Genomic DNA, 26,737 nt, shown 5'->3' with positions numbered 1-26,737 from the left:
AAGCTGTTCAGCGCCGATGGTACTGCACCGGGGACGGTGTGGGAGAGTAGGACACCGCCGGACAAACATTCACAACACACCTGGTGTGTTGTCACGATAACGGCCGCCCAGACTTGTCTGGGCGGCCTTTTCGCGTTCCCGACGCATCCGGTATCCCTCGCGTCATCACAGCAACGGCCGCCCAGGCTCACCCCCCGGGCGGCCTTTTCGCGTCCCACGAAACATTCCCCCTCCCGCTGCTTCCGCTCCTGGTGCTGGTGCTGGTGCTGGTGCTGGTGCTGGTGCCGGTGCCGGTGCCGGTGCCGGTGCACCGGCACCAGCACTCGCCCCACCCGTCCGCCCTCCGAGTCCGGGTTTGTCTCCGGCGCCGAGACGGCGGGACGTGGTACGGCGAACCCGGCGCCGCCGTACGGCGGACAACCCGCGTGCGGGCGACGCCGGTGAAACGGTCCTTGCCAGAGGGCGCGCTCCGCGCGGAAGCCGCAAGGGCTGTGCTCATGCGGGGGACACCCCCGCACCCCCGAGCCTGCCGGGCTCACCCCGCGCCGCCGTGACGCGTTCCGCCAGGCCGGTGTCCGGCCGTACAGCGGCGCCGAATTCGCCGCACCACGACCCGCCGTCTCGGCGCCGAATGACGAACCCGACGAGACGGCAGGGCTTCGTGGCGGTGCCGACGTGCGGCGCCGACGTGCGGCGCGGTCGTACGGCGCCGCCGAACGGCGGAAACCCGACGTGTACGGCGCCGATGAAATCGTCCTTGCGAAGGACGCGCTTCGCGCGGAAGGCGCAAGGGCTGTGTTCTTGCGGGGACACCCCCGCACCCCCGAGCCTGCCGGGCTCATCCTGGGCCACCGTGACGCGTTCCGCCAGGCCGGTGTCCCGCCGTACGACGGCGCCGGATTCGCCGTACCACGTCCCGCCGTCTCGGCGCCGATTGACGGACCCCGACGAGGCGGCGGGGCTTCGTGGCGGCGCCGACGTACGGTGCCGACGTGCGGCGCCGGCGTACGGCGCGGTCGTACGGCCGAAAACCCGTGGTGTGAGCGGCGCTGATGAAACGGTCCCTGCGGGGGACGCGCTTCGCGTGGAAGGCGTAAGGACTGTTCCCCTGCAGGGGGCACCCGCACCCCCCGGGCGTGCCGGGCGCATAGTGCTCCACCCCGACACGTCCCGGTCCATCCCCCCGCGCCGCCTCAACGCCCCGCGTGTATGGCTCCTGAATCCCGTCACCATCTGAGGGTTCGTGCATCAGTACCGCAATGGCGGACTGCGGTACGGGGAATCCGGGGCCGCCGCGCGGGCGAGAAGCCGGCACCCGGCCGAAGCGCTCACCACCGTTCCCACCCACCGTCTCCACTCCACCCCACCCCACCTCACCCTTCCTATCCCGAGGTTCCCTCTCCGTTTCCCCTCCACGTCCCCCGCTGCGCCCCCCTCCCCGGCGCCCAAGGCGACGGGGCGTGGAACGGTGAATACAGCGCCGGCCTTGGCGTGGACGAGGCCCACCCGTTTTGTGTTCTCAGCTTGTCCATCACTGCACGCCCAAACCCGCGCAGCCTCCGTCCCGCAGATGTGCGGGTCGCCCGTCCAATCCCCCCACCCCAGGCTGAGGTCTCCGCCCACATGGCGTTCGTCACCGCAATGTGCGCAGCCCCCCTTCCCCCCCGGAAGGTCTCCATTCACACGTGGTTCGTCACCGTGATGTGCGCGGCCACCCTTCCCCCTGGGAGGTCTCCACCCACCCGTGGTTCGTCACCGCGATGCGCGCGGCCACCCGTTGCCGCCCGGGGAGTGCGATGCGGCCTGTTCCTCAACCTCGTCAGCCAGGTGGCTGTGGCTCGGCGTGCCGTCACGCATGGGGGTGGGTGGACGAACTAACCTGGGCGCGGTCATGGCAGTGCCCGGCGGACCCTCGCGGTCGGGGCTGTCGCACGCCTTCGGGGAGCTGCCCGCATTGAGCATGGATCTGAGTGCCGATCACGGGGCGTCGGGAGCGGTGAGTCCCGCCCAGCCGATACGTGAGACGGTGCCGCTCTCAGCACCTGTTCCAGCGGAGGAGCCTTCGGGGCTGGTGGCGTACGCGGAGGCGCTGGTCGCTTGCCTTGCCACGGGGGGGACGCCACCGCCACCGGCGGAAGGGGTGCTGGACAGCCCTGGGGTGTGGCTGGGGGCGGCGATCGAGGCGCTGCTGCTCGCTCTTGACGGGCAGGACGCGGGGGGACCGTTCGACCGGGCCGCGGAGCTGGACGAGGTGAGCACGGCGCAGTTCCTCTGCCTGGCGCTGGCGGTCAGCGGGCACAGCGAGCGCGTCCACGCCTCCTGGCTCGGCACGGCCTTCGGCGACCTCACCACCGAACAGCCGGTCACCGCGGGGCAACGCGCCCTGTGGACGGCCGCCGCCCGGGGCGCCTACGGCCCAGCCGGAAAGATCTTCGTGCTGCGCAGGCTCGACGCGGCGGCCGTGACGTCCGCTACGGAACCGGAGCGCTGGCTGAACGCCCTGATCCCCGGTGAGCCCGTCATCGAGCCGTCACCCGCCCTCACCGCGCTCCCGCAGCTGGCCGACCTGCCGGACATCGCCCGCCCCGTCCAGGCGGCCGACCGGCTCTCCCGCCTCCTCGCCCGCTGCACCGAGATCACCGCGCCACCCGACACCCCGTCCCCCGAGGGACCCGACGCCGAGTCGCTGGCGGCCCTGAGGTCGCTCACCGGCGCCCAGGAACCGGCCCCGCCCCACCCGCTCACCGACCACCTGCTGGACGACCTACGCGAAGGCGCGGACCCGCGGCTCGCCGCGATCGCCTTCCACGTCGCCGCCCCCGTGGTCCGGTCGGCGGCGGAGGAACTCGCCGAGGAGACCCGCCTCGCGCCGCCGGACGAGCTCACCGTCCCGATCAACGGCCACCCGATCCTCCTGCGCCCCGAAGGCCCCGACGGCACGTCGCTCGTCGACGCCGAGGCGGCCATCACCGCCGACGGAGAGGCCCGCATGTCCGGACGCTGGCTCGCGTACGGCCCCGCGTTCCTCCCCATCGTGGCGCTGATCCTCGCTTTCACCGTCTCCGAGCTGTTCGCCGTGGCGAGCCTGGTGCTCGGCGGCGTCGCCGGCTTCATCCTGTGGCGCCGCAGCCAGCGGGAACAGGCCGAGGCACGGCGAGTACACCGAGAGATCACCGAACTCCGCATGGTGGCCGACACCGCCGTCTGGGCGTTACACGACTACGCCAGGGAGGCGCTCCAGCGTGCCGACACGGCAACCGCCGACCTCGCCACCCTGACCCGGCTCCTGCGCCGGGGTCCCGCCATCGCCGACCCCCGTCCCTGACCCCCCGGACGGTCCGGGGAATCAGGTGGTGGTGATCTCGATGTCCGCGGGCGCCAGGAGGAAGACCTTGTCCGCGATGCGCTCGATACGGCCCTCGCAGCCGTAGGTCAGACCGGCGGCGAAGTCGACCAGACGGGTCGCCTCGGCGGTGGGCATGCCGGAGACGTCCATGATGACGGCCTGCCCCTCGCGGAAGTGCTGTCCCACGATCAGGGCATCGGAGTACTTCCGCGGACGGACCATCACGATCCGCGCGGGCTCACCGCCGGACCTCCATCGCCTGGCGGCCCGTTCCGACGCGGGCATCCACTCATCCTCGTACTCGCCGTACTCGTAGGGCTCTTCGTACTGATCCCCATCGCCCAGGCCAAGGTAACTCACCACCCTGCGCACTGCCCCCATCGGCTGTCCTTTCCGCGAGAACCGGCCGTATTCGCCGTGCCCCGACACAAATGACCGTAACCGACGTGCCGCCTGGGGCCGCGCGACACGCCCGGTGCTTTTGATTTTGCACGGATTTCCTGGCCGTTTCGACCGGTTATCTGGGGGTCGTTAAGATCGTCGGCATGCGCATCTTCACCGTCGATTCGTTCACCGACCGGCCCTTCAAGGGTAACCCCGCGGCCGTCTGCCTGCTGGAATCCCCGAGATCCGACGACTGGATGCAGTCCCTGGCCAGAGAGATGCGGCACTCCGAGACGGCCTTCGTCACCCCCCGTGAAGAGGGGCACCCCTACGGCCTGAGGTGGTTCACCCCTGCCGTCGAGGTCGATTTGTGCGGCCACGCCACCCTGGCCGCGGCCCACATCCTGTATTCCACAGGGGCCGCCTCGGGCGCCATCGAATTTTCCACCAGAAGTGGAATCCTGACCACGAAACTCCTCGATAACGGATTTATCTCGATGGATTTTCCCGCCTACCTCCCCACCGAGATCCCCACCCCCGCGATCCTCCCCGAGGCCCTCGGGGCCACCCCCGAGTGGGTCGGCGCGGGCCCGATGGACATCCTGGTGGAACTCAAGTCCGAGCAGGTCATCCGGGATCTGACCCCCGACATCGAGGCCTTCACCACCCTCGACGCCCGCGCCGTCTGCGTCACCGCACCGGCCGCGGACCGCTCCACCGGCATCGACTACGTCTCCCGTTTCTTCGCCCCCAACGCCGGCGTCCCCGAAGACCCGGTAACAGGTTCAGCCCACTGCATGCTCTCCCCGTACTGGTCCACCAAATTCGGCGAAAACACCCTAGTAGGCGCTCAACTCTCCCCCCGAGGCGGCACCATCCACACCACCTACACCCACCCCCGAACCACCCTCTCCGGCCCCGCGATCACCATCTGGTCCGGCGACCTCCACGTCTGACGCCGACGTCCCAGGTCTGACCCCAAGGTCCGAGCCAGAGCCGGAACTCCGCCCCCACCGCCGGGACGCACGTCGCGACCACCCCGGTGGTATGCGAGCTTTGTGCCCTATGTGATCTGCTGGTCAGGCCCCTGGGTACGGTCCCCAGCAGTCGTCGCGCAACGCCCCGGCGCCATACCTGTGATCAACATCGACGGCGCCGCCACGAAGCCCCCCGCCGCCTCGTCGGGTTCGTCATATCGGCGCCGAGATGGCGGGACGTGGTATGCCGAATACGGCGCCGTCGTACGGCGGGACACCGGCCTCACGGAACGCGTCACGGCGGCGCAGGGTGAGCCCGGCAGGCTCGGGGGTGCGGGGGTGTCCCCCGCATGAACACAGCCCTTGTGCCCTTCCGCGCGAAGCGCGTCCTTCGCAAGGACCGTTTCGTCGGCGCTGTGCACACCACAGGTTTTCCGCCGTACGGCGGCGCCGGGTTCGCCGTACCACGTCCCACCGCTTCGGCGCCGGAGGGAGGGCACTGGTGAGTGGCGGACGGTGGGGTGGCCGAGGCGCTACGTCCGGGGAACGGGTGCCGTGCGGGCGGGCCCGCCACTTCGGCGCCGGAGGGAGGGCGCTGGAGAGTAGCGGACGGTGGGGTGGCCGAGGCGCTACGTCCGGGGAAGGGGTGCCGTGCGGGCGGGTGGTGGCCTTTGCGGCGGTGGCCTTGTGGGGCTACATGCGGGTGGGGATGGGGACGCCTAGGAGGGTTAGGGCTGTTTGGAGGGTGGTTAGGGTTAGGGCGGCTAGGGCTAGGCGGGTGGTTTGGGTGGTGGGGGGGACGTCTGGTTTCAGGATGGGGCAGGTTTCGTAGAAGGTGGTGAAGGTGCTGGCGGTTTCGTATAGGTAGGCGCAGACGCGGTGGGGTTCGGCGGTTGCGGTGGCGCCTTCTATGACGGTGGGGAAGCTCAGGAGCTGGAGGGCCAGGGCGCGTTCGGCGGGCTCGGTGAGGGTGAGGGCGGGGGGAGCCGTGGTGAAGGTCGCGGGGTCCAGGTCTGCTTTGCGGAAGATGGAGCGGATCCGGGCGGTGGCGTACTGCATGTAGGGGCCGGTGTTGCCGGTGAAGGAGAGCATGCGGTCGAAGTCGAGGATGTACTCGCTGTCGTGGCTCACCGAGAGGTCGGCGTACTTCACGGCGCCGATGCCCACGGCGCGGGCGATCTGGGCGCGGGTGGCGTCGTCGTAGCCGCGTGAGGCGATGGCGGCGTCGGCGCGGTCGACGGCCTCGGTCAGGAGGTCCACCAGCTTGATGGACTGGCCGCTGCGGGTGCGGAACCGGCGGCCGTCGGAGCCGAGCATCATGCCGATGACGATGTGCTCGGCGGAGACGTCCTCGGGGAGCCAGCCCGCCTGGCGGGCGGCGGCGAAGACCATCTGGAAGTGGAGGGACTGCTCGTTGCCGACGACGTACATGATGCGGTCGGCCTTGAGGTCGCGCACGCGGTACCGGATGGCGGCCATGTCGGTGGTGGCGTAGCCGTACCCGCCGTCGCTCTTGCGGATGATCAGAGGTAGCGGCTTGTCGTCGCTGCCGGTGAAGCCGGGCGGGAACAGGCAGAGCGCGCCCTCGCTCATCACGGCCACGCCGGCGGCCTCGAGGTCGGCGCAGGTCTCGGCGAGCAGCGGGTTGTACATGCTCTCGCCGGCGATGTCGTCGTTGGTGAGGGTGACGCCGAGCAGGGAGTAGACCTTGTTGAAGTAGCGGATGGTGGCGTCCATGAACAGATGCCACAGCCGCTGGGTCTCGGAGTCGCCGGCCTGGAGGGTGGCGACCCGGCGCCGGGAGCGCTCCTTGAAACCGTCGTCGCTGTCGAACTTGGCGCGGGCCTCCTGGTAGAACTCGTTGCCCTCGCCGCCTTCGAGCCGGGTGAGGGACAAGGCCTCGCCGCTGTCGAGGAGGTGCTCGATCAGCATGCCGAACGGGGTGCCCCAGTCGCCGAGGTGGTTCTGCCGGACGACGCGGTTGCCGAGATGGGCGGACAGGCGGGCCAGCGCGTCGCCCACGATGGTGGTGCGCAGGTGGCCGACGTGCATCTCTTTGGCGGCGTTCGGCGCGGAGTAGTCGATCACGACGGTGCGCGGGGGCGTGGTGAAGCCGACGCCGGCCCGCGGGTCGGCCAGGACGTGGGCGGCCTGCGCGGCGATCCAGTCGTCGTGCAAGGTGATGTTGATGAAGCCGGGGCCGCTGACCTCGACCTTGGCGAAGACGTCCCCGGAGTCGAGGGCGTCGGCGATGGCCTGGGCGACCTCCCGCGGCGCGCGTCGCAGTCGCTTGGCCAGGCTAAGTGCGACGTTCGCCTGGTAGTCGGCGAACTGGGACGGCCGGATCAGCGGGTCTGCGCTTGCGTACTCCTCGCCGAAGGCGGTGCCCAGCGCCTGCTGGACCCGCTCGGTGAGCACGAGCTGCGGGTCGGTCATGCACCAAGGATATCTTCAGATCATGACCGGCCCGGGGCGGCCTGTGGACGGCCGTGGACGACCGGGGCGGGGTCAGCGGCGGCGGTGTGACCTGGAGCCCGCGGTCACCTGCTCGCCGATCCGCGTGACGGTGTCGTGCCGGGCCAGGGTGGCCGCCAGCGAGCAGGCGGCGGCGATGCCACCGGCCGTCGAGGAGCCGTGCGCGATGACCACCGTGCCGTTCAGCCCGAGCAGGACCGCGCCGCCGTACGCCTCGGGGTCCAGGCGGCGGCGCAGCGCCCGCAGGCGCCCGCGCTGGAGCAGCGCGCCGAACCGCGCGACCGGCCCGGACGCGATGGCCTCGCGCAGCTCGGCGAAGGCGTACCGGACGGTGCCCTCCATGGTCTTGAGCGCCACGTTGCCGGTGAATCCGTCGGTGACGATCACGTCGACGGTGCCGGACAGCAGGTCGTGGCCCTCGATGTTGCCGGCGAAGTGCACGTTGGGCGCCGCGCTGAGCAGCTCGTGCGCCCGTTTGGTGACCTTGTTGCCCTTCTCGGCCTCGCCGCCGATGGTGAGCAGGCCGACCCGCGGCCGGGCGACGCCGAGCGCGGTCTCGGCGTAGGCGATGCCGAGGTGGGCGAACTGCACCAGGATCTCGGGCTTGACGTCGGTGGTGGCCCCGGCGTCCAGGAGCACCGTCGGGCGGGGGCGGGTCGGCAGGGGGACGGCGATGGCGGGCCGCAGCACGCCGGGCTGCGCGCGCAGCCGGAGTTTGCCGGTGGCGACCACTCCGGCGGTGGATCCGGCGGACACGACGGCGGAGGCGTCGCCGCGGCGCACGAGGTGGCAGGCGATCGCGATGCTGGAGCGGGGGCGGCGCAGGCTGGCGAGGGCGCCTTCGTCCATGGCGATGGCCTCTTCCGCGCGGACGATCGGGATCTCGCCGCGGGCGTCGTGCGTCGCGAGGGCCTCGGAGATGGCACGGGGGGCGCCGACGAGGACGACGGGTACGCCGAGTTCCCGCACGGCCTTTACCGCGCCCGCCACGATCTCGCCGGGCGCGTGGTCGCCTCCCATCGCGTCCAGGGCTATCGGCGGAATGCCGTCCAAGCGGTCACCTCATGCGGAATCAGGTTGTGTCCCGCATCGTAGGCGGCTGGAAGGACTACTCCGCGCGCCAGGGCCAGTGCCAGTCGGCGGCTCCCCGAGAGACCACGATCTTCCCGAACGCGGCGCGTCCGGTGATCCGGATCACGGGGGCGTTGGTGTCCTCCCCCTGGGCGCCGCCGGATATGTGGCGCTTGGAGAAGAGGGCGCTGCCCTCGTCGATGATCCGCGCGTTGGCCGGGACCCGCACGATGAGCTTGCCGAACGTCGAGTTGAGCTCGAGGGTGATCTCCCGGCCGGGGAGCACGGCGTCGGACAGGTCGACGATGAGGGCGCCGAAGGTGGAACGCAGCCGGGTGTGCCGCCCGGCGATCCATCGGCCGCCGCGGATCACCTTGCTGAAGACGGCCGACACCGACTGGTGGTCGGCGCTGACCGCAGTGGCGGGGAGGTTGGTGGGCGGGAGGTCCTTGGTGAGGGGCACCAGGTCGCCGACGGTGACGGCCGTGTAGGCGGCCTCCAGCCGGTCGGCGTGCTCGACGCTGGTGAGCCGGCCGGTGGCGAGCGCGTCCCCGAGGAGAGCGGCGACCCGGTCCCGGTCGGCGTCCGAGGCCCGCTGAGCGGTGTCGCCGGACTCGAAAGGCTGTAGAGAACTCACGGCGACCAGCGTAACCCAACTCAAGATATGTCGCGATATATCCGCGGTCTCGGTCTGGGTTTCCGGGCGGGAGAAAATCCCTGCCGTGAGGGAACCGGGCCGGATGTGAGCGAACCGGCCGTGCCCGCCTGGGCGGTGGCCGGTTCGCTGGGGGTGGAGTGGAGGTGAGGGTTCAGGTGTCCGGGTCGCGCACGTAGGTGCGGCGGGCGATCTGGGCCTGCAGGCGGGCCATCTGCCAGTGCAGCTCGATGAGCTGCTCGGCGAGCAGGCCACGTGGAATGTCCGACGGATCTTCGGCGGACAGTTGATCAATCGCGTTCGCCAGCTCCCGCACCCCGCACCCCCACTCCATCACCGTTCCCCTGGGTTCGAATCTCCGTTCGAATCATAGTGGAACAGCGAGCACAGTGTCAGCAGCTTTCACGTCTCGTGTCGGACTTCTGTACGGTCTAGCCCGCCGAGTCGTGCCGCGCACCGATGGCCCCATGGATACGGGGTGGGAGCATCGGCCTCAGGTCTGGTAGACCGGCGCGATGTAGCCGCGGGCCAGCGTGTTGGCGGTGATGTTGAAGCCGACGACGGCGGGCGCGGTGTCCGGGCCGACGCCGAGCTTCTCGACCGAGAGCGCGTGCACCGCGAACAGGTAGCGGTGCGGCGTGCCAGGGGGCGGGGCGGCGCCGCCGTACCGCTGGATGCCGTAGTCGTTGCGCGACTGGACCGATCCCTCGGGCAGTCCCTTGAAGTCGCCGCCCCCGGCGCCGGACGGCAGCTCGGTCACGTCCGCGGGGATGTCGAACGCCAGCCAGTGCCAGAACCCGCTGCCGGTGGGCGCGTCGGGGTCGTAGCACGTCACGGCGAAGCTCTTGGTGCCCTCGGGAGCGCCGGACCAGCGCAGGTGCGGGGAGACGTTGCCCCCGCTCATGCCCCAGTCGTCGAAGACGTGGTCGTCGGACATGGTCTGCCCGTCGGCCACGTCGTCGCTCTCGACGGTGAGCGAGGGGACCTCGGGCAGGAAGTCATACGGAATCGGTGGCTGCTTCGGCACGGTCGACCTCCGATGGAAGGGGCGTTCTCGGACGCCCCCCATCTTGCCCGGTCCGTCCCGGGTCAGGCGTTGTAGGCCGCCAGTACCGTGGCGGGGTCGCCGTCCATCTTGATCTTGCCCTTGTGGAGCCAGATGACGCGGTTGCAGGTCTCCTCGATGACGTCGAGGTTGTGCGCCACCAGGAAGACCGTGCCGGCCTCCTTGCGCATCTGGTGGATGCGCTCCTGGCTCTTGCGCTTGAAGTCGCGGTCACCGGTGGCGAGGGCCTCGTCGATGAGCAGGACGTTGTGGGTCTTGGCCGAGGCGATGGCGAAGCGCAGCCGGGCACCCATGCCCGAGGAGTACGTCGACATGGGGAACTGCACGAAGTCGCCGATGCCGGAGAACTCGACGATCTCGTCGTAGCGCTCGCGGACCTGGGCGGGGGTCATGCCCATGGCGTAGCAGCCGAGCACGATGTTGCGCTCGCCGGTGAGCTCGCGCATCAGCGCCGCGTTGACGCCGAGCAGGGACGGCTGGCCGTCGGTGAACACCGAGCCCTTGTGCGGGGGGAGCAGGCCGGCGATGGCGCGCAGCAGGGTGGATTTGCCCGAGCCGTTGCGGCCGATGACGCCGATGGCGTCGCCGTGCCTGGCCACGAAGGTGACGCCCTTGACGGCGTGCACCTCGCGCATCTGGGGGCGGCCCTGGCGGCGGATGAGGCGCAGCAGCGCGTTGGCGGCGTTGCCCTTCTCGGCGCTGCTCGCCGCGCCGTACACGCGGTAGACGATGTGCAGGTCGTCGACCACGACGGTGGGCGCGCGCGTGTCCTCCGGCTCCGGCGCCGGGGTGGCGGCCGGGGCGTCCTGCTCGTGTGGTTGGGTCACGCGGGCCTGCTCCTCGGTCAGCTCAGCCACGGCCATACCTCTCCTCGGCCCGCCAGAAGTACCAGAAGCCGCCGATCAACGCCACGGCGGCCCAGATGCCAGCGTATAGCCACAGCTGACCCATACTGGCGTGCGGGAAACCGTTGCGCACGAGGTCGTGCCGGTAGCTCCCCATGAGGAGGCCGCGCATCAGGTCGATGAAGACCGATGGCGGGTTGAACTCCAGCAGGAAGCGCGCCCAGTCGGGCTGGTCCTTCATCTTGGCCGGGATGCTGTAGAAGACGCCGGACGTGTAGAGCCAGGTGCGCAGGATGAACGGCAACAGCTGGTTCATGTCCCGCACGGACGCGCCGACCCGCGCCAGGAGCAGGCCCACCCCGACGTTGAAGATCGTTTGGAGGAGCAGCGCGCAGGGGATGAGCAGCCACAACCAGGTCAGCGGCTCGCCGGTCACCAGCACGATGACGAACAGGACGCCCATCGAGATGGCGAGCTGCTGGAACTCCTGGATGGTGTACGCCAGGGGCAGCGCGGCACGCGGGAAGTGGAGGGCGCGTATCAGTGAGAGGTTGCCGGAGATCGACTTGGCGCCGCCGGTGATGGACCGCTGGGTGTAGCCGTAGACGAACACACCGGTGATGAGGAAGGCGGTGTAGTTCGTCAGGTCCTTCTTCTGCCCGAGGATCAGGCCGAACATGAGGTAGTAGACCCCGGCGTTCAGCAGGGGCGTGAGCACCTGCCAGAGCTGGCCGAGCGCCGAGCTGGAGTACTTCGAGACGTTACGCGACGTGGCGTACGTGAGCACGAAGTGGCGCCTGTCCCACAGTTGGCGCAGGTAAACGGGGAGATTGGGGCGCGCGATGGCGCGTCGCAACCCGTGGCGCTCGGCGAGCGCGGACAGTGGTTCCTTCCCGCTGTGGGAGGAGCCGCCCGCCCGGTCGCCCGCCCGGGAGTCCGCGACAGCGGATTCCGGCTGACTCATGGCAAGGACTCTATTGGATGCCGGTGAATGAGGTGCCTACGGTGGCCCTCTCTGGGTCCAAGTCACACTGCTGCCAGCCTGAGCCGAGCATAGCCGATCACGACCTCGCAGGTCGTCATCGGTGGTCACGGCGGCGCTCCCCGTCCGTTGTGGTGCGAGCACAAGGAGAGCATGTGTACGTTAGGGGGGCGTTTATGCCGTGTTAGGGCATTAGCGCCAGGGCTAGTTGGTATGCGTGTGACGCCCGACAGGACCACGTGTGACCGAACTGCAACGTGCCAGAGACTCCCTGGTGAGAAGTAGTGAGGGATGCTCGCGGTCGACTGGCAGGGCGCAACTGATTTGAGCATGCCGCGATTTCGGGGCCAGATCCCCTGGAAGCGACCGGCATGAGCAGGCTCAGTGCTCAACGCCCACCTTAGAGGGAGGATTAATCCACGATGCGTGTGACCAAGGGCGCACAGATCGTCGTCGGCACCGCGCTGCTCGCACTCGCGGTCGCGGCGTGTGGTGGTGGCGGCGGCGACACGTCCGGCGCCGGCTCCAGCGCCGGGGCGGGAGCGGCCGGGGCGGTGCGGGTCGAGATCGCCGAACCCCAGCACGATCTCATTCCCGGCAACACCACGGAGACCAGCGGCGCTGAGGTGCTGAACGCGCTCTTCGTCGGTCTTGTGGACTACGACGCGGACAAGAAGCCGTACAACCGCGTGGCCGAATCCATCGAGTCGCCTGACTCCAAGATGTGGACGATCAAGCTCAAGGGCACTTACAAGTGGCACAACGGTGAGCCCGTCGTCGCGCAGAACTTCGTCGACTCCTGGAACTTCACGGCCAACGGTGCCAACGCCCAGGAGGGCAACTACTTCTTCGGCAGCATCGCCGGCTACGACGAGATGAACCCGGGCGAGGGCAAGACCCCGACCGCGACCACTCTGTCGGGCCTGAAGGTCGTCGACGACACGACCTTCACGGTGGAGCTGAAGAACCCGTTCTCCGGCTTCCCGACCATGCTCGGCTACACGGCCTTCTACCCGCTGCCGAAGGCCGCCTTCGAGTCCGAGGGCAAGCTGAAGGCCGACTTCGGGTCGAACCCGATCGGCAACGGCCCCTTCAAGATGTCGAAGCCGTGGAAGCGCGGTTCGGACCAGACCATCGCGACGGTCCGCAACGACGACTTCAGCGAGGGCAAGGCGAAGATCGAGGCGGTCGACTTCAAGATCTACACCGACCTGAACACCGCGTTCAACGACCTGCGCGCCGGCAACCTGGACATCATGGACCAGCTGCCCGCCGAGGCGATCTCGACCGCCAAGCAGGAGTTCGGCGACCGCTACATCGAGCAGCCGTCCTCGGGCATCGGGTACATCGGCTTCCCGATCAAGAACGGCGGCGACTACGCCAAGAACAAGGACATCCGCAAGGCCATCTCCATGGCGATCGACCGCAAGACGATCACCGAGACGGTCTTCTCCGGCACCCGTGTTCCGGCCGACGACTTCATCAGCCCGGTCGTCTCCGGTTACCGCCAGGGCGCCTGTGGTGAGGCCTGCACCTACGACCCCGCCAAGGCCAAGGCTCTGTTCGAGCAGGCCGGCGGTGCCAAGGCGGGCGCGATCGAGATCGGCTACAACGCGGACGGCGGCCACAAGGAGTGGATCGAGGCCGTCGCCAACAACCTGCGCACCAACCTCGGTGCGGAGGTCACGCCGAAGCCGGTGGAGAAGTTCGCGACCATCCTCGACGACCTCGGCGCCAAGAAGTGGCCGGGCGCGTTCCGTATGGCGTGGATCATGGACTACCCGTCGCCCGAGAACTACCTGCGGCCGATCTTCGGCTCCGGCGCCAGCTCGAACTACTCGGGCTACAGCAGCAAGGAGTTCGACGACCTGCTGACCCAGGGCGACTCGGCCAAGACCATCGAAGAGGGCGTGCAGTCCTACCAGAAGGCAGATGATCTGCTGCTGGACGAGCTGCCCTACATTCCGGTGTACTTCTACCAGACCAACGGGGCGTTCTCCACGCACGTGAAGAACGTGAAGATCGACCCGTTCGAGCGGATCGACCTGTTCAACGTAGAGAAGGCCTGATGTTCACCCACTCCGGGTGATTCGATACATTCGAGTCACCCGGAGTGGGCGACGACCCCATGAGGGCAGCCCATGGTTGCGGCGGGCTGCCCTTTGCAATGATCGGGAGACTGTATGGGCCGCTACGTCATCAGGCGCCTGCTCCAGGCAATCCCTGTACTGGTAGGCACCACGTTCCTCATCTTCGCCATCGTCTACGCGCTGCCTGGCGACCCCCTGCAGGCACTGGCGGGCGAGAAACGCGTCGACCCCGTGTTCGCCGCGGCGTTGAGAGAACAGTTCCATCTTAATGATCCGCTCGTCGTGCGCTACGGATATTACGTCCGCGACATCCTGAGCGGAGACTTCGGCACCACCTTCCGTGGCCTGCCGGTGTCCACCATCTTCGAGGGCAAGTTCCAGGTCACCTTCAAGCTCGCCATGGCCGCCCTCATCTTCGAGGCCATCATCGGCGTGGGCCTGGGATTCTGGGCGGCCCTGCGCCGCGGCAAGTGGGAGGACAAGGCGATCCTCGCCTGGACGCTCCTGCTGGTGTCGATCCCCACCCTGGTCAGCGGCTTCGTGCTGCAACTGGTGCTCGGCGTGAGCCTCAAGCGGGCCCTCGGCTTCGGGTTGTTCCCCGTCGCCGGTGTACAGGACGGCCTGCGAAGTTACCTGCTGCCGGGCTTCGTGCTCGCCACCGTCTCGATCGCCTATCTCACCCGGCTCACCCGGACGAGCCTGATGGAGACGCTGCGCGCCGACTACGTCCGCACGGCCATCGCCAAGGGCATGCCCCGGCGGAGGGTGCTCGGACGGCACGCGTTGCGCAACTCGCTGATCCCGTTGGTGACGTATCTCGGCGCGGACCTCGGCACCCTGATGGGCGGCGCGGTCATCACCGAGACGATCTTCAACCTGCCAGGCATCGGACAACAGCTCTTCCAGTCCGTGTACCTACGCGAGAACGACGTGGTGGTCGGCATCGTGACGGTGCTGGTCCTCATCTACATCCTGGCAAACCTCTTCGTCGACCTGCTGTACGCCGTCCTCGATCCCAGGATCCGCTATGAGTAACGACACCCTCACCACGGCGCCCACGCCGGCGCCGTCCACGTCCGCGAAGGGCGAGAAGCCGGCGAGCCTGTGGTCGGACGCCTGGTACGACCTCCGCCGCAACCCGGTGTTCATCATCGGCGCGGCCATGGTGTCGTTGTTCGTCCTGATCTCGGCGTTCCCCGGCCTGTTCGACAGCGTCGGGGTGGATCCCCAGACCTGCTCGCTGACGCGGGCACGGCAGGGCATCTCCGGCGATCACTGGTTCGGCAGCGACAACCTCGGCTGCGACGTCTACTCGCGGGTCATCCACGGCGCCCGGGTCTCGATCATCGTGGGCTTCGTCAGCGCCATCGTGACCGGCGTGATCGGCGGCGCGCTCGGCCTGCTCGCCGGGTTCTACGGCAAGTGGGTCGACGTGATCCTCTCCAGGGTCGCCGAGATCTTCTTCGCCATCCCGTCCGTGCTCGGCGCCCTGCTGATCCTCGCGGTGATCGGCCGCGACAACGCCGGCATCGCCAGCGTCGTGCTCGCCCTGTCGGTCCTGGCCTGGCCGATGATCCTGCGCATCATGCGCGCCGCGGTCATCACGGCCAAGCACCAGGACTACGTGATGGCGGCCCGCGCGCTCGGCGCCAGCCCGTGGCGGATCATGGGCAGGCACATCCTGCCGAACGCCGTCGCCCCGGTGATCGTGGTCTCCACGATCAACCTCGGCGCGTTCATCGCCGCCGAGGCGGCGCTGTCCTTCCTCGGCGTGGGCATCCAGTCGCCGCAGATCTCCTGGGGTCTGATGATCGCGGACGCGCGCAACCGGTTCCTGGAGGCACCGCTGCCGCTGTTGTTCCCCGCGTTGTTCCTCAGCCTTACCATCCTCAGCGTCGTCATGCTGGGTGACGCGGTACGTGACGCGCTTGACCCGAAGCTGCGGTAGGAGAGGGCACCGAAGGTGAGCAACCCGACAATCGACACGCACATCCCCGCCGACGAGGCCGCGGCCACTCCGCTGCTCGCGGTGGACAACCTGCACGTGGAGTTCGTCACCCGGCAGGGCCTGGTCCGCGCCGTCAACGGCGTCAGCTACACCGTGAACGCCGGGGAGTCCCTCGCCGTGCTCGGTGAGTCCGGTTCCGGCAAGTCGGTGACCGCCCAGGCGATCATGGGCATCCTCGACATGCCTCCGGCGCGCATCCCGAAGGGCGAGGTCCGCTTCCAGGGCACCGACCTGCTCAAGCTGTCGGAGCAGGCGCGCAGCCAGGTCCGCGGCCAGCGCATCGCCATGATCTTCCAGGACGCGCTCTCCGCGCTGAACCCGGTGTTCACCGTGGGCTGGCAGATCAGCGAGATGTTCCGCGTGCACCGCTCCATGTCCAAGCGCGAGGGCATGAAGAAGGCCGTCGAGCTGATGGACCGCGTCCGCATCCCCGCCGCCAAGCAGCGGGTGAACGACTATCCCCACCAGTTCTCCGGGGGCATGCGCCAGCGCATCATGATCGCGATGTCGATCGCGCTGGATCCCGAGGTGCTGATCGCCGACGAGCCCACCACCGCCCTGGACGTGACCGTCCAGGCGCAGATCATGGAACTGCTCTCCGAGCTCCAGCGCGAGAGCAACATGGGGCTCATCCTGATCACGCACGACCTCGGCGTGGTGGCCGACGTCGCCGACAAGATCGCGGTGATGTACGCCGGGCGCATCGTGGAGAAGGCCCCGGTCTACGACCTGTACAAGCACCCCGCGCACCCCTACTCCGAGGGCCTGCTCGAGTCGATCCCCAGGGTCGACCAGAAGGGCCAGGACCTCTACGCGATCAAGGGACTTCCGCCCAACCTGCTGAACCTTCCCACGGGCTGCTCCTTCCACCCGCGCTGCCCGTACCGCCGGGACAACTGCGTCACCGACGTGCCCCCGCTGTTCGAGATCGACGGGGCGCGCAGCAGCGCCTGTCACTACTACCGGGAGGTCCTCGATGGCACAGCCGGCTGAGCGGATCCTGGAGGTCCGGGACCTGGTCAAGCACTTCCCGCTGACGCAGGGCATCGTCCTCAAGCGTCAGATCGGCGCCATCAAGGCCGTGGACGGGGTCAGCTTCGACCTGCACCGCGGCGAGACGCTGGGTGTGGTCGGCGAGTCGGGCTGCGGCAAGTCCACCCTCGCCAAGCTGCTCATGGCGCTGGAGCGGCCCACCTCGGGCGAGGTGCGGATCAACGGCCGGGACATGACCAAGGCGACCGGCGGCGATCTGAAGCGGATGCGCCGCAACATCCAGATGGTCATGCAGGACCCCTACACCTCGCTTAACCCCCGCATGACGGTCGGCGACATCGTCGGGGAGCCCTACGAGATCCACTCCGAGGTCGCGCCCAAGGGCGACCGCCGCCGCAAGGTGCAGGAACTGCTGGATGTGGTCGGGCTCAACCCCGAGCACATCAACCGCTACCCGCACCAGTTCTCCGGCGGCCAGCGCCAGCGCATCGGCATCGCCCGCGGCCTCGCGCTCCAGCCGGAGATCCTCGTCTGCGACGAGCCGGTGTCGGCGCTGGACGTGTCGATCCAGGCCCAGGTGATGAACCTGCTGGACCGTCTGCAGAACGAGTTCAACCTCGCGTACATCTTCATCGCGCACGACCTGTCGGTGGTCCGCCACATCTCCGACCGGGTCGCCGTGATGTACCTCGGCAAGATCGTCGAGCTGGGCCGGGACGAGGCGATCTACGAGCGGTCCGCCCACCCGTACACCCAGGCCCTGCTGTCGGCGGTGCCGGTGCCCGACCCGGTGGGGCGCGAGCAGCGCGAGCGGATCATCCTGCAGGGCGACCCGCCGTCGCCGGCCGACCCGCCGTCGGGCTGCCGCTTCCGCACCCGCTGCTGGAAGGCGCAGGACATCTGCGCCGAGCAGGAGCCGCTGCTGCAGATCCGGGCGGGTAACCACGCGAGCGCCTGCCACTTCGCCGAGGAGCACGACGTCATCCACATCTGACGGCGGCGCATGACGCGGAAACCCTCCAGAGGCCCGGCCTGTGGAGGGTTTCGTGTTCCGGGGCCCGAGGGGGCTACGCGCCGCGCGCCACCCGCACGTGGGCGCCGGGAGGCAGCCCGAGCCGCTGGGCCGCGTCACCCGAGTTGATCGCGAAGGCGACCATGCCGGCCGAGTCGGTGTACGCCACCAGCGTGCCCGGCGTCACCGCCGCGTAGGAGTCCCGGAACGGCAGGGTCATCCGCCGCCGCCCGATGGCGACCACCAGCGTGTCCCCCACCTGGATGGTGAGCGCGGCGAGGTCGCCCGCGGTGACCGACAGCTGCACGTTGCCGTAGCCGTCGACCGACAGCACCTCTCCCTCCACGGCCCCCTCGCCTAGCCGGGCGGTCGGTGCGGGCAGCGACACGAGGCGCTCCAGCGGCAACTCGGGCCCGACGTCGGCGGGTTTTCGTCCCGAGCACAGGTGCGCGGCGACCGGCGCGTAGACGTCCCGCCCGAGGAGCGTCGGCGACACCGGCGTCAGGAACAGCTCGTCGTTGGCCACCTCGTACGCCGCCCGCGCCCCGCCGGACGCCAGCAGCGCCCACGACAGCAGGCCGTTGTCCGGGCCGATGAACACGCGGTTGCCCGCCTCGACGGCGACGGACCGCCGCGCGCCGCCCGCCGAGGGGTCCACGGCGGCGACGTGCACGCCCGCCGGGAGGTAGCGCAGGGTCTGCGCGAGGATCGCGGCCCCGCGGCGGATGTCGCCCGCCGGGACCAGATGGGAGATGTCGATGACGCGCGCCTCCGGGGCGATCCCCATGATCACCCCGTGGCAGGAGGCCACGCACCCGTCGTCCAGGCCATAGTCGGTGAGGAGTGTGATGGCAGAGGTCACACTTGGGGACTGTACGTCGTGGGATCCCGCGATCATAGGGCGTCAGGGGGCAGGTGCGCCTTTCGAACTGTCGTGACTGTCATGAACGATGGTGGATTCCCGACTACCATGGCGACGGGCCGCACGCGCGCGTCGTGGCTCAGGGTCGCTCACCCCGGGCGTCGTCCTCCGGCCCCGGTCTCCCCCGGCCCCGGCGTGCGTCCACGTCTCCCGCGTGCCCGACCGAGGAGGACAGCATGGACACCGCGCCCGAGCCCGGTGACGGCGACCCCGAGGAACTCCCCGCCCCCCGCGCCGGCGCCGAGCCCGCCCCGGTCGCCGGGACCGAAGGAGAGCTGACCACGCGCGAGCGCGAGCTGCTGTCCTTCGAACGCCAGTGGTGGCGCCACGCGGGCGCCAAGGAGCAGGCGATCCGCGAGACCTTCGACGTCTCCGCGACCCGGTACTACCAGCTGCTCGGCCAGCTGATCGACCGTCCGGAGGCCATGGCCCACGACCCGATGACGGTGAAGCGCCTGCAACGCCTCCGCGCCGTCCGCCGCCGCGAGCGCGCGGCCCGCCGGTTCGGCATGCGCCCCTGACCGGTGGACGGCGTCGGCATGCGTCCCCGGTCCGAGGGGTAATGCTGAACCCGTGAATCTTCATGTTTTGCCGGATATCCCGGGTATCGCGGCCATGATCGCCGATCCGGGGGGCGCGGTGATCGGCGTCGACTTCGACGGCACGCTGTCGCCCATCGTCCCCGACCCCGCAGACGCCCGGGTCGACCCCCGTGCCGCCGCCGCGCTGGCCCGCCTCGGCGGCCTGGTGGGCGCGGTGGTGATCGTGACGGGGCGCCCCGCGGCCACCGCGATCGCCTACGGCGAGGTGGCGGGCGGGCCGGGGCTGGCGGACGTACCGGGCCTCGTGGTGCTCGGACAGTACGGCCTGGAGCGCTGGGAGGACGGGCGGGTCACCTCGCCGCCGCCCCCTCCCGGCGTGGCGCGGGTGCGCGCGGAACTGCCCATCCTGATCGCCTCCCTCGGCCTGCCGCTCACCGGGGACGGGGACTCGGGCGTGGGCATCGAGGACAAGGGCCGGGCGCTAGCCGTCCACACCCGGCGCGCCGCCGACCCGGAGGGGGCCCTGCGCGTGCTGCGCGAGCCGCTGGCGAAGCTCGCCGCCGAGACAGGGCTGACCGTCGAGCCGGGACGGCTGGTCATCGAGATCAGGCCCACCGGCATGGACAAGGGCCGTGCCCTCGACGCCTTCCTCGCCGAGCGCGGCGCCAGGTCGGTGCTGTTCGCGGGGGACGACCTCGGTGACCTCGCCGCGTTCGAGGCGGTGCGCCGCTCGGGGCTGCCCGGGGTGACGGTGTGCAGCGCCTCGGCCGAGGTGACCGGGCTGGCCGCGCTCGCCGACGTGGTGGTGGAGGGCCCCGCCGGGGTCGCGGCGCTCCTGTCAGCCCTGGCCGGCGCCGTCGAGGGCCGGTGAGGCCCGCCGGGAGCTCAGCGCGATCCCGGCGTACGCCAGGGCGATGAGCACGGGCACCATCAGGAAGGCCGTCCGCGTGCCGAGGCCGTCGGCGATGGCGCCGAGCGCGAACGGCCCCACGCCCACCGCGACGCTGGCCCAGATCGACGCGGTGGCGGCCGCGCGGTCCGGGCGGCCACCCGACGCGGCGATGATGCGGGAAAGGCCGAGGGGGAACTGCACGGCCACGCCGAGCCCGCTCAGCGCCAGCCCCAGGTAGCCCGCGACGGGGCCGCCGCTCAGCCAGAACACCGCCCAGCCCACCAGCGTGATCGCCAGCGCGGCCACCAGCAGGGGCGTCGGGGCGTAGCGCAGCGCCAGGCGGGCGGTGGCGAACCTGCCGACCGCGATCCCGGCGGTGAACGCCGTCAGCCCGGTCGCGGCGGCGGCGGCCGCCATGCCCGTCTGGTCGGCCAGCAGTTTGGCCGCCCACACGTTGAACAGGAACTCGGTGGCCACCAGGCAGAACAGCACCGCGCAGGCCGCGTGGAAGGGCAGGCCGAGCGGCGCCGGCGCGTTCTTCCCGGATGGCGTGGCGACGGGCGGCGCCTCCGCGGCCGGGACGTCCGCGGTCGAGGCCGAGGCGCCGATGGGTGGCGCGTCCGCGGGCGGGGCGCCGATCGGCGGGGCGTCGGCGGCGGGGAGCCGCACCCGGCCCATCACGATCAGCAGGAGCACGGCCGCGATCGGGGTGATCAGGATGCCGGCCCGCCAGCCGAGCGTGGACTGGCCGAGCACGCTGATCAGGTACGAGGCGCCGATGCCGACGGTCACTCCGACCGCGTTGGCCTCGTTGATCGCCGCGGGGCCCGCCTGGCCGTGGTGGCCGCTGAGCACCGACATGCCGACGTACAGGGTGACCGTGCCGCCGCCGCTGGCCAGACCGTAGCCGAGCAGCGTGCCGGGCAGCGCCGAGGTGAGCACCACCAGCAGCGCGCCGCAGGCCGTGGTGAACACGCCGATCCAGGTCGCGGGGCCCCGGCCGAACCGGGACACCAGCCACGGGATGACCAGGCCGGTGAGGATGCCGCCCACCGCCATGGCGGTGCCGTGCAGGCCGGCCACCGCCTGGGAGACGCCCTGGTCGATGCGCAGCAGGGGCAGGGCGGCCGACATGCCGTACAGGTAGGTGGCGAAGATGACGAGCTGGAGGTAGATGAGCCAGGTCACGCGGTCCCTGATCAGCCGGACCGGCCCGGTTTCCGAGAGCCGGGCGGACGTGGACGAACTCACAGGCCCCCCGGACGCCTCGAAACTGTACGAACAGCCTCGAACGTATCATCGGGGCGATCGCCGAGGAACGCCGGGCGAGGGGGACGGTCAGCGCTCCAGGGCGGCGAGCTGGTCGGCGAACCAGCGGCTCGGCGGGAGCGCCGTGGCCGCGGCGCGCAGCCGGGCGCCGCGCTTGGCCCGCTCCTCCACGGGCAGCTCCAGGGCCTCGTGCAGCGCGTGGGCGGTGCCCGACACGTCGTAGGGATTGACGAGCAGCGAGTCCGCGCCGAGCTCGGCGGCGGCGCCGGCCTCTCTGGACAGCACCAGGGCGCAGCGGGGGGACAGGATCGGGCCCTCCTTGGCCACGAGGTTCATGCCGTCCCTGATGGGGTTGACCAGCAGCACGTCGGCCATGCGGTACGCGGCCAGCGAGCGGGCGTAGTCGTCGTCGACGTTGAGGATCAGCGGGTCCCAGTCCTCGCTGCCGAACTCGTCCTCGATCTCGGTGGCGCAGCGCTGGACGGCCGCGGTGTACTCGCGGTACTCGGGCAGGTCGTGCCGCGAGGGATAGGCGAACGCCAGGTGGACCACCTTGCCGTGCCACTCGGGATGGTCGGTGAGGAACTGCCGGTAGGCGTACAGGCCGCGCACGATGTTCTTGGACAGCTCGGTGCGGTCGATGCGCACGATCAGCTTGCGGTCGCCCACGCGCTCGCGCAGCGCGTGCATGTGGGACTCGACGTCCGGCTCCAGCGCCCTGGCCCACAGCGCGTCGCCGTCCACCCCGAGGGCGTGCACGCCGATGTGGGTGGTGCGGCCCTCGTACGTCACGGTGCGCGCGGCCCGGTCGACCTGCGCGCCGAGCAGGGCCTCGCAGCAGTCCATGAACGACGCCGCCCAGCGCCCGGCGAGGAACCCCGCGTGGTCGGCGGCGAGGATGCCGGACAGCAGCTCGGCCGCGATGTCGTCCGGCAGCAGCGAGAAGTATTCGGGCGGGGCCCACGGGGTGTGGGAGAAGTGGCCGATGCGAAGGTCGGGGCGTTCCACGCGGAGCATCGCCGGGGCGAGGGTCAGGTGGTAGTCCTGGATCATCACCCGGGCGCCGTGCGCGGCCTCCTCGGCCAGGGCCAGGGCGAACGCGGCGTTGTAGTCGCGGTAGGAGTCCCACTCGCGGCGGAAGCGCATGTCGAAGTGCGGAGAGTTGGGAATGTCGTACAGCAGGTGGTTGACGAACCACAGGGTCGAGTTGGCCACCGCGTTGTAGGCGCGGTGGAACGTCGCGGGCGGGATGTCCAGCATGCGGACGGCCCCGGTGTCGTACCCGGCGTGGTCCAGGCGCCCGCTCGGCGCGCGGCGCACCGCGCCGCGGTCGCCGTCGGACAGCGCGGCGCACACCCACAGCACATCGGAGGCCTTGGCGACCTCCTGCAGGCCCGACACCATGCCGCCCCCACCGCGGCGTAGCGTCAGCGTGCCGTCATCCGCGAGGATGAAGGACACGGGACCTCGGTTCGAGGCCAGCAGAACAGTATTCATCCGACATCACCACTCCTCGTCCGCCGTGTGGCGGTCGTCCCTCGCCGTTCCTCTCCGCTGCGCAGCGCGCGTGGCCGCCGGGGTCAATAAAATTTACGCCCCCCATAAGATGGGCGGGTGGCCAGGCGCGGACATCGCACGGGTGGTCGGAAGGGACTCCGGCATGGTGCTTGACGACAGGACAGAAGAGCTGGCCCGTGCCGCCGCCCAAGGTGACCACCGCTCGCTGGGAGAGCTTCTCCGCCGTGTCGAGCCCGAAGTGCTGCGCCACTGTGCCCGGCTCCTGCCCTACCACCAGGACGCGGAGGAGGCTAGCCAGGATACGTTGCTGGCGGTGGCGCGCAACATCGCCCGGTTCGAGGGCAGGGCCCGTTTCTCCACCTGGTTGCACATCGTGACGGCCAACTGCGCCCGCACCACCTACCGCGCGCTGAAGCGCCGCGCGGCCGAGCAGGCGTCCGAGGAGCTGCCGCAGACCCGGGCCGATCCCCGGCGGGTCAGCGTGATCGCGGGATCGCGGCTGGACCTTCTGGACGCGATGGAGGCCCTGGAGGCGGACAAACCGGACCTGGCGCAGGCGTTGGTCTTACGTGACTTCTGCCAGCTGGACTACAACGAGGTCGCCGAGCAGCTGGGCATCCCTCTCGGCACCGCCAAGTCACGCATCCACCAGGCGAGAAAGTACGTCCAGGCGGCCCTCGGCGAGGCCTACGGCGGCTCGTACTGACCGGCTCTCCCGACCCCTCAGCCACCCCGGCGGCGCGTCTCGTTGATTGAGACGGCTGGTCAGGGGCATTGGGGTCCGAGGTAGAGTTCTATTGACCTGCGTCCGGCCCTGTTGCCGGACAGGTTCTACAAGTGCATATGCGCTCATCCAGAGGGGTGGAGGGACCGGCCCTGCGAAGCCCCGGCAACCCTCCCGGCTGTGGTCGTACGCGTCTCCGAACGACGCACTGAAGACCAACTCAGACCAGCCGGGACAGGTGCCAATTCCGGCCCGCGACCAAGGTGGTCGACGGGCGCAGATGAGGGGAAGGCCTCTTTTCATGGTGCTCGCAACCGCTGAGAGAACGACCGCAGTCGACTTCGGACCCGCCGTCGCCCTGTCCTGCCGCGAATGCGGCACCCGCTATCCACTCGGCCCGAGCTTCGCCTGTATCGAGTGTTTCGGGCCACTCGAAGTGGCTTACACCTGGACCACCCCCGGCGACGGCCCCGCCGACATCCCGACCCGCCGGCAGATCGAGGCGGGCCCGCCCAGCATCTGGCGCTACCGCTCGCTGCTGCCGGTGCCGTCCGACGTCCTGACCAAGCGCAACCTGGCCCCGGGGTGGACCCGGCTGGTCAAGGCCGACAACCTCGCCCGTGAGCTCGGCCTGCGCAGCCTGCACGTCAAGGACGACTCCGGCAACCCCACCCACTCGTTCAAGGACCGGGTCGTGGCGATCGCCCTGGAGGCGGCGCGCACCTTCGGCTTCACCACCCTGTCCTGCTCCTCCACGGGCAACCTCGCGGGCGCCGTCACCGCCGCGGCGGCGCGGGCCGGGCTGGACGCCTGCGTGTTCATCCCGGCCGACCTCGAAGAGGCCAAGATCGTCATGGCCTCGGTGTTCGGCGGCAAGCTGGTGGGCATCGAGGGCAACTACGACGACGTCAACCGCTTCTGCTCCGAGCTCATCGGCGACCCCATCGGCGAGCGGTGGGGGTTCGTCAACGTGAACCTCCGGCCGTTCTACGGCGAGGGCTCCAAGACCCTGGCCTTCGAGATCGCCGAGCAGCTCGGCTGGCGGATCCCCGACCAGATCGTGATCCCCATCGCCTCCGGCTCCCAGCTCACCAAGGTCGACAAGGGCTTCCAGGAGCTGATCAAGCTCGGCCTGGTCGAGGACAAGCCCTACAAGATCTTCGGGGCGCAGGCCGAGGGGTGCTCGCCGGTCTCCGCGGCGTACAAGGCGGGCCGCGACACCGTCCAGCCGGTCAGGCCGGACACCATCGCCAAGTCCCTCGCCATCGGGAACCCCGCCGACGGGCCGTACGTCCTCGACATCGCCCGCCGCACCGGGGGCGCGGTGGAGGACGTCACCGACGCTGAGATCGTGGACGCCATCCGGCTGCTGGCCCGCACCGAGGGCATCTTCGCCGAGACGGCGGGCGGGGTGACCGTCGGCGTGCTGCGCAAGCTCACCGAGAACGGCGTCCTGGACCCCGACGCCGAGACGGTGGTGCTCAACACCGGTGAGGGCCTGAAGACCCTGGACGCGGTCTCCGCGCACGCCAGGCCGACCGCCGTCATCAGACCGTCTCTCAACGCATTCCGTACGGCAATCGCGGACAACTCCTGAAAGGTCGAGGTAAATGAGCGTTTCTGTACGGATTCCGACGATTCTCCGTACCTACACCGATGGTGCGTCGGAGGTGAACGGTGAAGGGGGCACCCTTCGCGAGGTGTTGCAGAAGCTGGACGCCGACTTCCCCGGAATCGGGGCGCGCATTCTGGACGAAACGGGCAAGATCCGTCGTTTTGTCAACGTGTATGTCGGAGAAGAGGACGTCCGTTTCGCGGATGGTCTGGACACCGTGACGCCCGAGGGCGCGAGCATCTCGGTTATCCCCGCTGTGGCCGGAGGCTGACTCTCCGCGACGTTGCACCGCCCGTGCGCCCGCAGGACGCACGGGCGTTCGCGTGTCTTGGGCCCCCCATCAGCCCGGCTATCATAAAAGAAGTGCATAGCCCCACAGTCTCGTAGTGCAATTGTCAACCAACTAAAGTCCGGCAAAAAAGAGTCGCGTCGTGCCGACAGCGAACGTCAAGACTCAGTTTGCTGATTGACTCTGTTGCGCCAACCCTCGTCACAGGTATGGTCGATAACGATCGACGTGGCCGAGAGTTCGCATGAAGACTCGGCTCCGAAGGTCACGGACCCCGCGGAGGAGTGGGCGGGGTCCGGAGCCCAGCAAGAGGAGTCGGAAAGTGGCGCAGGGCACCGTCAAATGGTTTAACGCGGACAAGGGCTACGGCTTCATCGCGGTAGACGGTGGTAAGGACGTTTTTGTCCACTACTCAGCGATCCTGGCCGAGGGATACAGGTCGCTCGAACAGGGCCAGCGAGTGGAGTTCGAGATCACACAGGGCCAGAAGGGCCCGCAGGCGGAGTCGGTACGCACGGTGTGACACCGGGCCGGCACCGTCCGGTCGCCGACGGAGGCCCGCTGATTCTCCCATTCGGCAGGCGCGGAGGTTCGGCCCGTCGCCCGATGCGGCGGCCGAACCTTTCGTCATGTCACGTGCTTCGCTCCCGTCGCGGATGAGGCAGCGTCCAATATTCCGCATACGGTCGGGGAAATCCGTGCGCCGCCCAGGTCATAGGGGTTGCCGCTTGCACTCGACAGGGTAGAGTGCTAAACAGTTCGTTGGCACTCTCACGTCGGGAGTGACAACCTGGGATCGAGGCGATGGGGCCTGCCGATCCACGGCGACAGGTGTCGTGGTGGCGCGGGTCTACATGCCGTCGCGGGCGTCGACTCGATCCGCTGCACGCCACCCTGTATCTGGGAGGTCTAGCCGTATGGCAGCCAAGATGATCGCGTTCAATGAGGACGCCCGGCGCGGTCTCGAGCGCGGTATGAACCAGCTCGCCGACGCCGTCAAGGTGACCCTGGGTCCCAAGGGCCGGAACGTCGTGCTGGAGAAGAAGTGGGGCGCTCCCACCA

At 69.6% G+C, this 26,737-nt stretch carries 24 protein-coding genes and 1 riboswitch; of the genes, 13 read left to right on the top strand and 11 right to left on the bottom strand.

Features of this window, described 5'->3' with window-relative positions:
- Positions 1–2,071 precede the first annotated feature (2,071 nt).
- Positions 2,072–3,325 (top strand): hypothetical protein, encoded by a 1,254-nt coding sequence (locus ACFP1K_RS37390; RefSeq protein ID WP_380762501.1) that lies wholly within the window; start codon positions 2,072–2,074, stop codon positions 3,323–3,325.
- Between the two features lie 21 nt (positions 3,326–3,346).
- On the opposite strand, the gene ACFP1K_RS37385 is transcribed toward ACFP1K_RS37390, so the two are convergent.
- Positions 3,347–3,706 carry a cell division protein SepF gene (locus ACFP1K_RS37385; RefSeq protein ID WP_380762499.1) on the bottom strand — a complete coding sequence of 120 codons (360 nt, stop codon included), beginning with the start codon at positions 3,704–3,706 and terminating at the stop codon, positions 3,347–3,349.
- Positions 3,707–3,891: 185 nt separating this feature from the next.
- Between ACFP1K_RS37385 and ACFP1K_RS37380 the strand changes: the two genes are divergently transcribed.
- Entirely contained in the window at positions 3,892–4,686 is a 795-nt protein-coding gene (locus ACFP1K_RS37380) for a PhzF family phenazine biosynthesis protein (protein WP_380762497.1), read from the top strand.
- 714 nt (positions 4,687–5,400) lie between these two features.
- Here the strand turns inward: ACFP1K_RS37380 and argS are convergent.
- From argS to ACFP1K_RS37345, 7 genes are all read right to left on the bottom strand, one after another.
- Positions 5,401–7,143: an arginine--tRNA ligase gene (gene argS, locus ACFP1K_RS37375; protein WP_380762495.1), complete on the bottom strand. Its 1,743-nt coding sequence runs from the start codon at positions 7,141–7,143 to the stop codon at positions 5,401–5,403.
- Between the two features lie 72 nt (positions 7,144–7,215).
- Positions 7,216–8,235, bottom strand: coding sequence for a phosphate acyltransferase PlsX (gene plsX, locus ACFP1K_RS37370; RefSeq protein WP_380762493.1), 1,020 nt, complete (start codon positions 8,233–8,235; stop codon positions 7,216–7,218).
- 55 nt (positions 8,236–8,290) lie between these two features.
- A complete protein-coding gene (locus ACFP1K_RS37365; protein WP_380762491.1) occupies positions 8,291–8,890 on the bottom strand; it encodes a DUF1707 SHOCT-like domain-containing protein in 600 nt (199 codons plus the stop codon).
- 172 nt (positions 8,891–9,062) lie between these two features.
- A complete protein-coding gene (locus ACFP1K_RS37360; RefSeq protein ID WP_347638806.1) occupies positions 9,063–9,242 on the bottom strand; it encodes a hypothetical protein in 180 nt (59 codons plus the stop codon).
- A 159-nt stretch (positions 9,243–9,401) separates the two neighbouring features.
- Complete coding sequence (locus ACFP1K_RS37355) at positions 9,402–9,935, bottom strand: YbhB/YbcL family Raf kinase inhibitor-like protein (protein ID WP_380762489.1); 534 nt, start codon at positions 9,933–9,935, stop codon at positions 9,402–9,404.
- A 62-nt stretch (positions 9,936–9,997) separates the two neighbouring features.
- A complete protein-coding gene (locus ACFP1K_RS37350) occupies positions 9,998–10,831 on the bottom strand; it encodes an ABC transporter ATP-binding protein (RefSeq protein WP_380762487.1) in 834 nt (277 codons plus the stop codon).
- Positions 10,824–11,783, bottom strand: coding sequence for an ABC transporter permease (locus ACFP1K_RS37345; protein ID WP_380762485.1), 960 nt, complete (start codon positions 11,781–11,783; stop codon positions 10,824–10,826). The genes ACFP1K_RS37350 and ACFP1K_RS37345 overlap by 8 nt, the downstream gene beginning before the upstream one ends.
- Positions 11,784–12,223: 440 nt before the next feature.
- On the opposite strand from ACFP1K_RS37345, the gene ACFP1K_RS37340 reads away from it, so the two are divergent.
- The 5 genes from ACFP1K_RS37340 (at position 12,224) to ACFP1K_RS37320 (ending at position 17,886) form a co-directional block, all read left to right on the top strand.
- Positions 12,224–13,870 (top strand): peptide ABC transporter substrate-binding protein, encoded by a 1,647-nt coding sequence (locus ACFP1K_RS37340; RefSeq protein WP_380762483.1) that lies wholly within the window; start codon positions 12,224–12,226, stop codon positions 13,868–13,870.
- A 114-nt stretch (positions 13,871–13,984) separates the two neighbouring features.
- Positions 13,985–14,926, top strand: a complete 942-nt coding sequence (locus ACFP1K_RS37335; RefSeq protein ID WP_380762481.1) for an ABC transporter permease — start codon at positions 13,985–13,987, stop codon at positions 14,924–14,926.
- Positions 14,919–15,839, top strand: coding sequence for an ABC transporter permease (locus ACFP1K_RS37330; protein WP_380762479.1), 921 nt, complete (start codon positions 14,919–14,921; stop codon positions 15,837–15,839). The genes ACFP1K_RS37335 and ACFP1K_RS37330 overlap by 8 nt, the downstream gene beginning before the upstream one ends.
- A gap of 15 nt (positions 15,840–15,854) precedes the next feature.
- On the top strand, positions 15,855–16,892 hold the full coding sequence (locus ACFP1K_RS37325; protein WP_380762477.1) for an ABC transporter ATP-binding protein: 1,038 nt from the start codon (positions 15,855–15,857) through the stop codon (positions 16,890–16,892).
- Entirely contained in the window at positions 16,876–17,886 is a 1,011-nt protein-coding gene (locus tag ACFP1K_RS37320; RefSeq protein ID WP_380762475.1) for an ABC transporter ATP-binding protein, read from the top strand. The genes ACFP1K_RS37325 and ACFP1K_RS37320 overlap by 17 nt, the downstream gene beginning before the upstream one ends.
- A 73-nt stretch (positions 17,887–17,959) precedes the next feature.
- Here the strand turns inward: ACFP1K_RS37320 and ACFP1K_RS37315 are convergent, their stop codons facing one another.
- Positions 17,960–18,766: an SAM hydrolase/SAM-dependent halogenase family protein gene (locus ACFP1K_RS37315; protein ID WP_380762473.1), complete on the bottom strand. Its 807-nt coding sequence runs from the start codon at positions 18,764–18,766 to the stop codon at positions 17,960–17,962.
- A 236-nt stretch (positions 18,767–19,002) separates the two neighbouring features.
- Here ACFP1K_RS37315 and ACFP1K_RS37310 point away from each other — a divergent pair, with 236 nt between their 5' ends.
- Complete coding sequence (locus ACFP1K_RS37310; protein ID WP_380762471.1) at positions 19,003–19,347, top strand: DUF3263 domain-containing protein; 345 nt, start codon at positions 19,003–19,005, stop codon at positions 19,345–19,347.
- A gap of 94 nt (positions 19,348–19,441) precedes the next feature.
- A complete protein-coding gene (otsB, locus tag ACFP1K_RS37305) occupies positions 19,442–20,239 on the top strand; it encodes a trehalose-phosphatase (RefSeq protein WP_380762469.1) in 798 nt (265 codons plus the stop codon).
- On the opposite strand, the gene ACFP1K_RS37300 is transcribed toward otsB, so the two are convergent.
- Positions 20,207–21,511, bottom strand: coding sequence for an MFS transporter (locus tag ACFP1K_RS37300; protein ID WP_380762467.1), 1,305 nt, complete (start codon positions 21,509–21,511; stop codon positions 20,207–20,209). The genes otsB and ACFP1K_RS37300 overlap by 33 nt on opposite strands.
- Positions 21,512–21,598: 87 nt before the next feature.
- Positions 21,599–23,026 (bottom strand): alpha,alpha-trehalose-phosphate synthase (UDP-forming), encoded by a 1,428-nt coding sequence (locus tag ACFP1K_RS37295; protein WP_380762465.1) that lies wholly within the window; start codon positions 23,024–23,026, stop codon positions 21,599–21,601.
- Between the two features lie 163 nt (positions 23,027–23,189).
- Here ACFP1K_RS37295 and ACFP1K_RS37290 point away from each other — a divergent pair, with 163 nt between their 5' ends.
- The 4 genes from ACFP1K_RS37290 to ACFP1K_RS37275 all read left to right on the top strand — a co-directional run bounded on the left by ACFP1K_RS37290 (position 23,190) and on the right by ACFP1K_RS37275 (position 26,198).
- Positions 23,190–23,753, top strand: coding sequence for an RNA polymerase sigma factor (locus ACFP1K_RS37290; RefSeq protein ID WP_380762463.1), 564 nt, complete (start codon positions 23,190–23,192; stop codon positions 23,751–23,753).
- Positions 23,754–23,893: 140 nt separating this feature from the next.
- Positions 23,894–24,058, top strand: a riboswitch (SAM riboswitch).
- A 14-nt stretch (positions 24,059–24,072) separates the two neighbouring features.
- Positions 24,073–25,368 (top strand): threonine synthase, encoded by a 1,296-nt coding sequence (gene thrC / locus ACFP1K_RS37285; RefSeq protein ID WP_380762461.1) that lies wholly within the window; start codon positions 24,073–24,075, stop codon positions 25,366–25,368.
- Positions 25,369–25,381: 13 nt separating this feature from the next.
- A complete protein-coding gene (locus ACFP1K_RS37280; RefSeq protein WP_380762459.1) occupies positions 25,382–25,657 on the top strand; it encodes a MoaD/ThiS family protein in 276 nt (91 codons plus the stop codon).
- A gap of 340 nt (positions 25,658–25,997) precedes the next feature.
- Positions 25,998–26,198 carry a cold-shock protein gene (locus ACFP1K_RS37275; protein WP_114033242.1) on the top strand — a complete coding sequence of 67 codons (201 nt, stop codon included), beginning with the start codon at positions 25,998–26,000 and terminating at the stop codon, positions 26,196–26,198.
- The last annotated feature ends 539 nt before the right edge of the window (positions 26,199–26,737 follow it).

This window comes from Sphaerisporangium aureirubrum (genome assembly GCF_042658925.1).
Taxonomy (GTDB): domain Bacteria; phylum Actinomycetota; class Actinomycetes; order Streptosporangiales; family Streptosporangiaceae; genus Sphaerisporangium; species Sphaerisporangium aureirubrum.
The sequence above is the reverse complement of the archived record's forward strand: the minus strand, read 5'-3'. Positions and strand labels throughout refer to the sequence as shown.

Excerpts from the sequence above, each read along its gene's own strand:
- ACFP1K_RS37320 (WP_380762475.1), top strand. The coding sequence starts at position 16,876 with ATGGCACAGCCGGCTGAGCGGATCCTGGAGGTCCGGGACCTGGTCAAG.
- ACFP1K_RS37360 (WP_347638806.1), bottom strand. The coding sequence starts at position 9,242 with ATGGAGTGGGGGTGCGGGGTGCGGGAGCTGGCGAACGCGATTGATCAA.
- ACFP1K_RS37310 (WP_380762471.1), top strand. The coding sequence starts at position 19,003 with ATGGACACCGCGCCCGAGCCCGGTGACGGCGACCCCGAGGAACTCCCC.
- thrC (WP_380762461.1), top strand. The coding sequence starts at position 24,073 with ATGGTGCTCGCAACCGCTGAGAGAACGACCGCAGTCGACTTCGGACCC.
- ACFP1K_RS37290 (WP_380762463.1), top strand. The coding sequence starts at position 23,190 with ATGGTGCTTGACGACAGGACAGAAGAGCTGGCCCGTGCCGCCGCCCAA.
- ACFP1K_RS37330 (WP_380762479.1), top strand. The coding sequence starts at position 14,919 with ATGAGTAACGACACCCTCACCACGGCGCCCACGCCGGCGCCGTCCACG.
- ACFP1K_RS37380 (WP_380762497.1), top strand. The coding sequence starts at position 3,892 with ATGCGCATCTTCACCGTCGATTCGTTCACCGACCGGCCCTTCAAGGGT.
- ACFP1K_RS37295 (WP_380762465.1), bottom strand. The coding sequence starts at position 23,026 with ATGAATACTGTTCTGCTGGCCTCGAACCGAGGTCCCGTGTCCTTCATC.
- argS (WP_380762495.1), bottom strand. The coding sequence starts at position 7,143 with ATGACCGACCCGCAGCTCGTGCTCACCGAGCGGGTCCAGCAGGCGCTG.
- otsB (WP_380762469.1), top strand. The coding sequence starts at position 19,442 with ATGATCGCCGATCCGGGGGGCGCGGTGATCGGCGTCGACTTCGACGGC.
- ACFP1K_RS37345 (WP_380762485.1), bottom strand. The coding sequence starts at position 11,783 with ATGAGTCAGCCGGAATCCGCTGTCGCGGACTCCCGGGCGGGCGACCGG.
- ACFP1K_RS37340 (WP_380762483.1), top strand. The coding sequence starts at position 12,224 with ATGCGTGTGACCAAGGGCGCACAGATCGTCGTCGGCACCGCGCTGCTC.
- ACFP1K_RS37335 (WP_380762481.1), top strand. The coding sequence starts at position 13,985 with ATGGGCCGCTACGTCATCAGGCGCCTGCTCCAGGCAATCCCTGTACTG.
- ACFP1K_RS37280 (WP_380762459.1), top strand. The coding sequence starts at position 25,382 with ATGAGCGTTTCTGTACGGATTCCGACGATTCTCCGTACCTACACCGAT.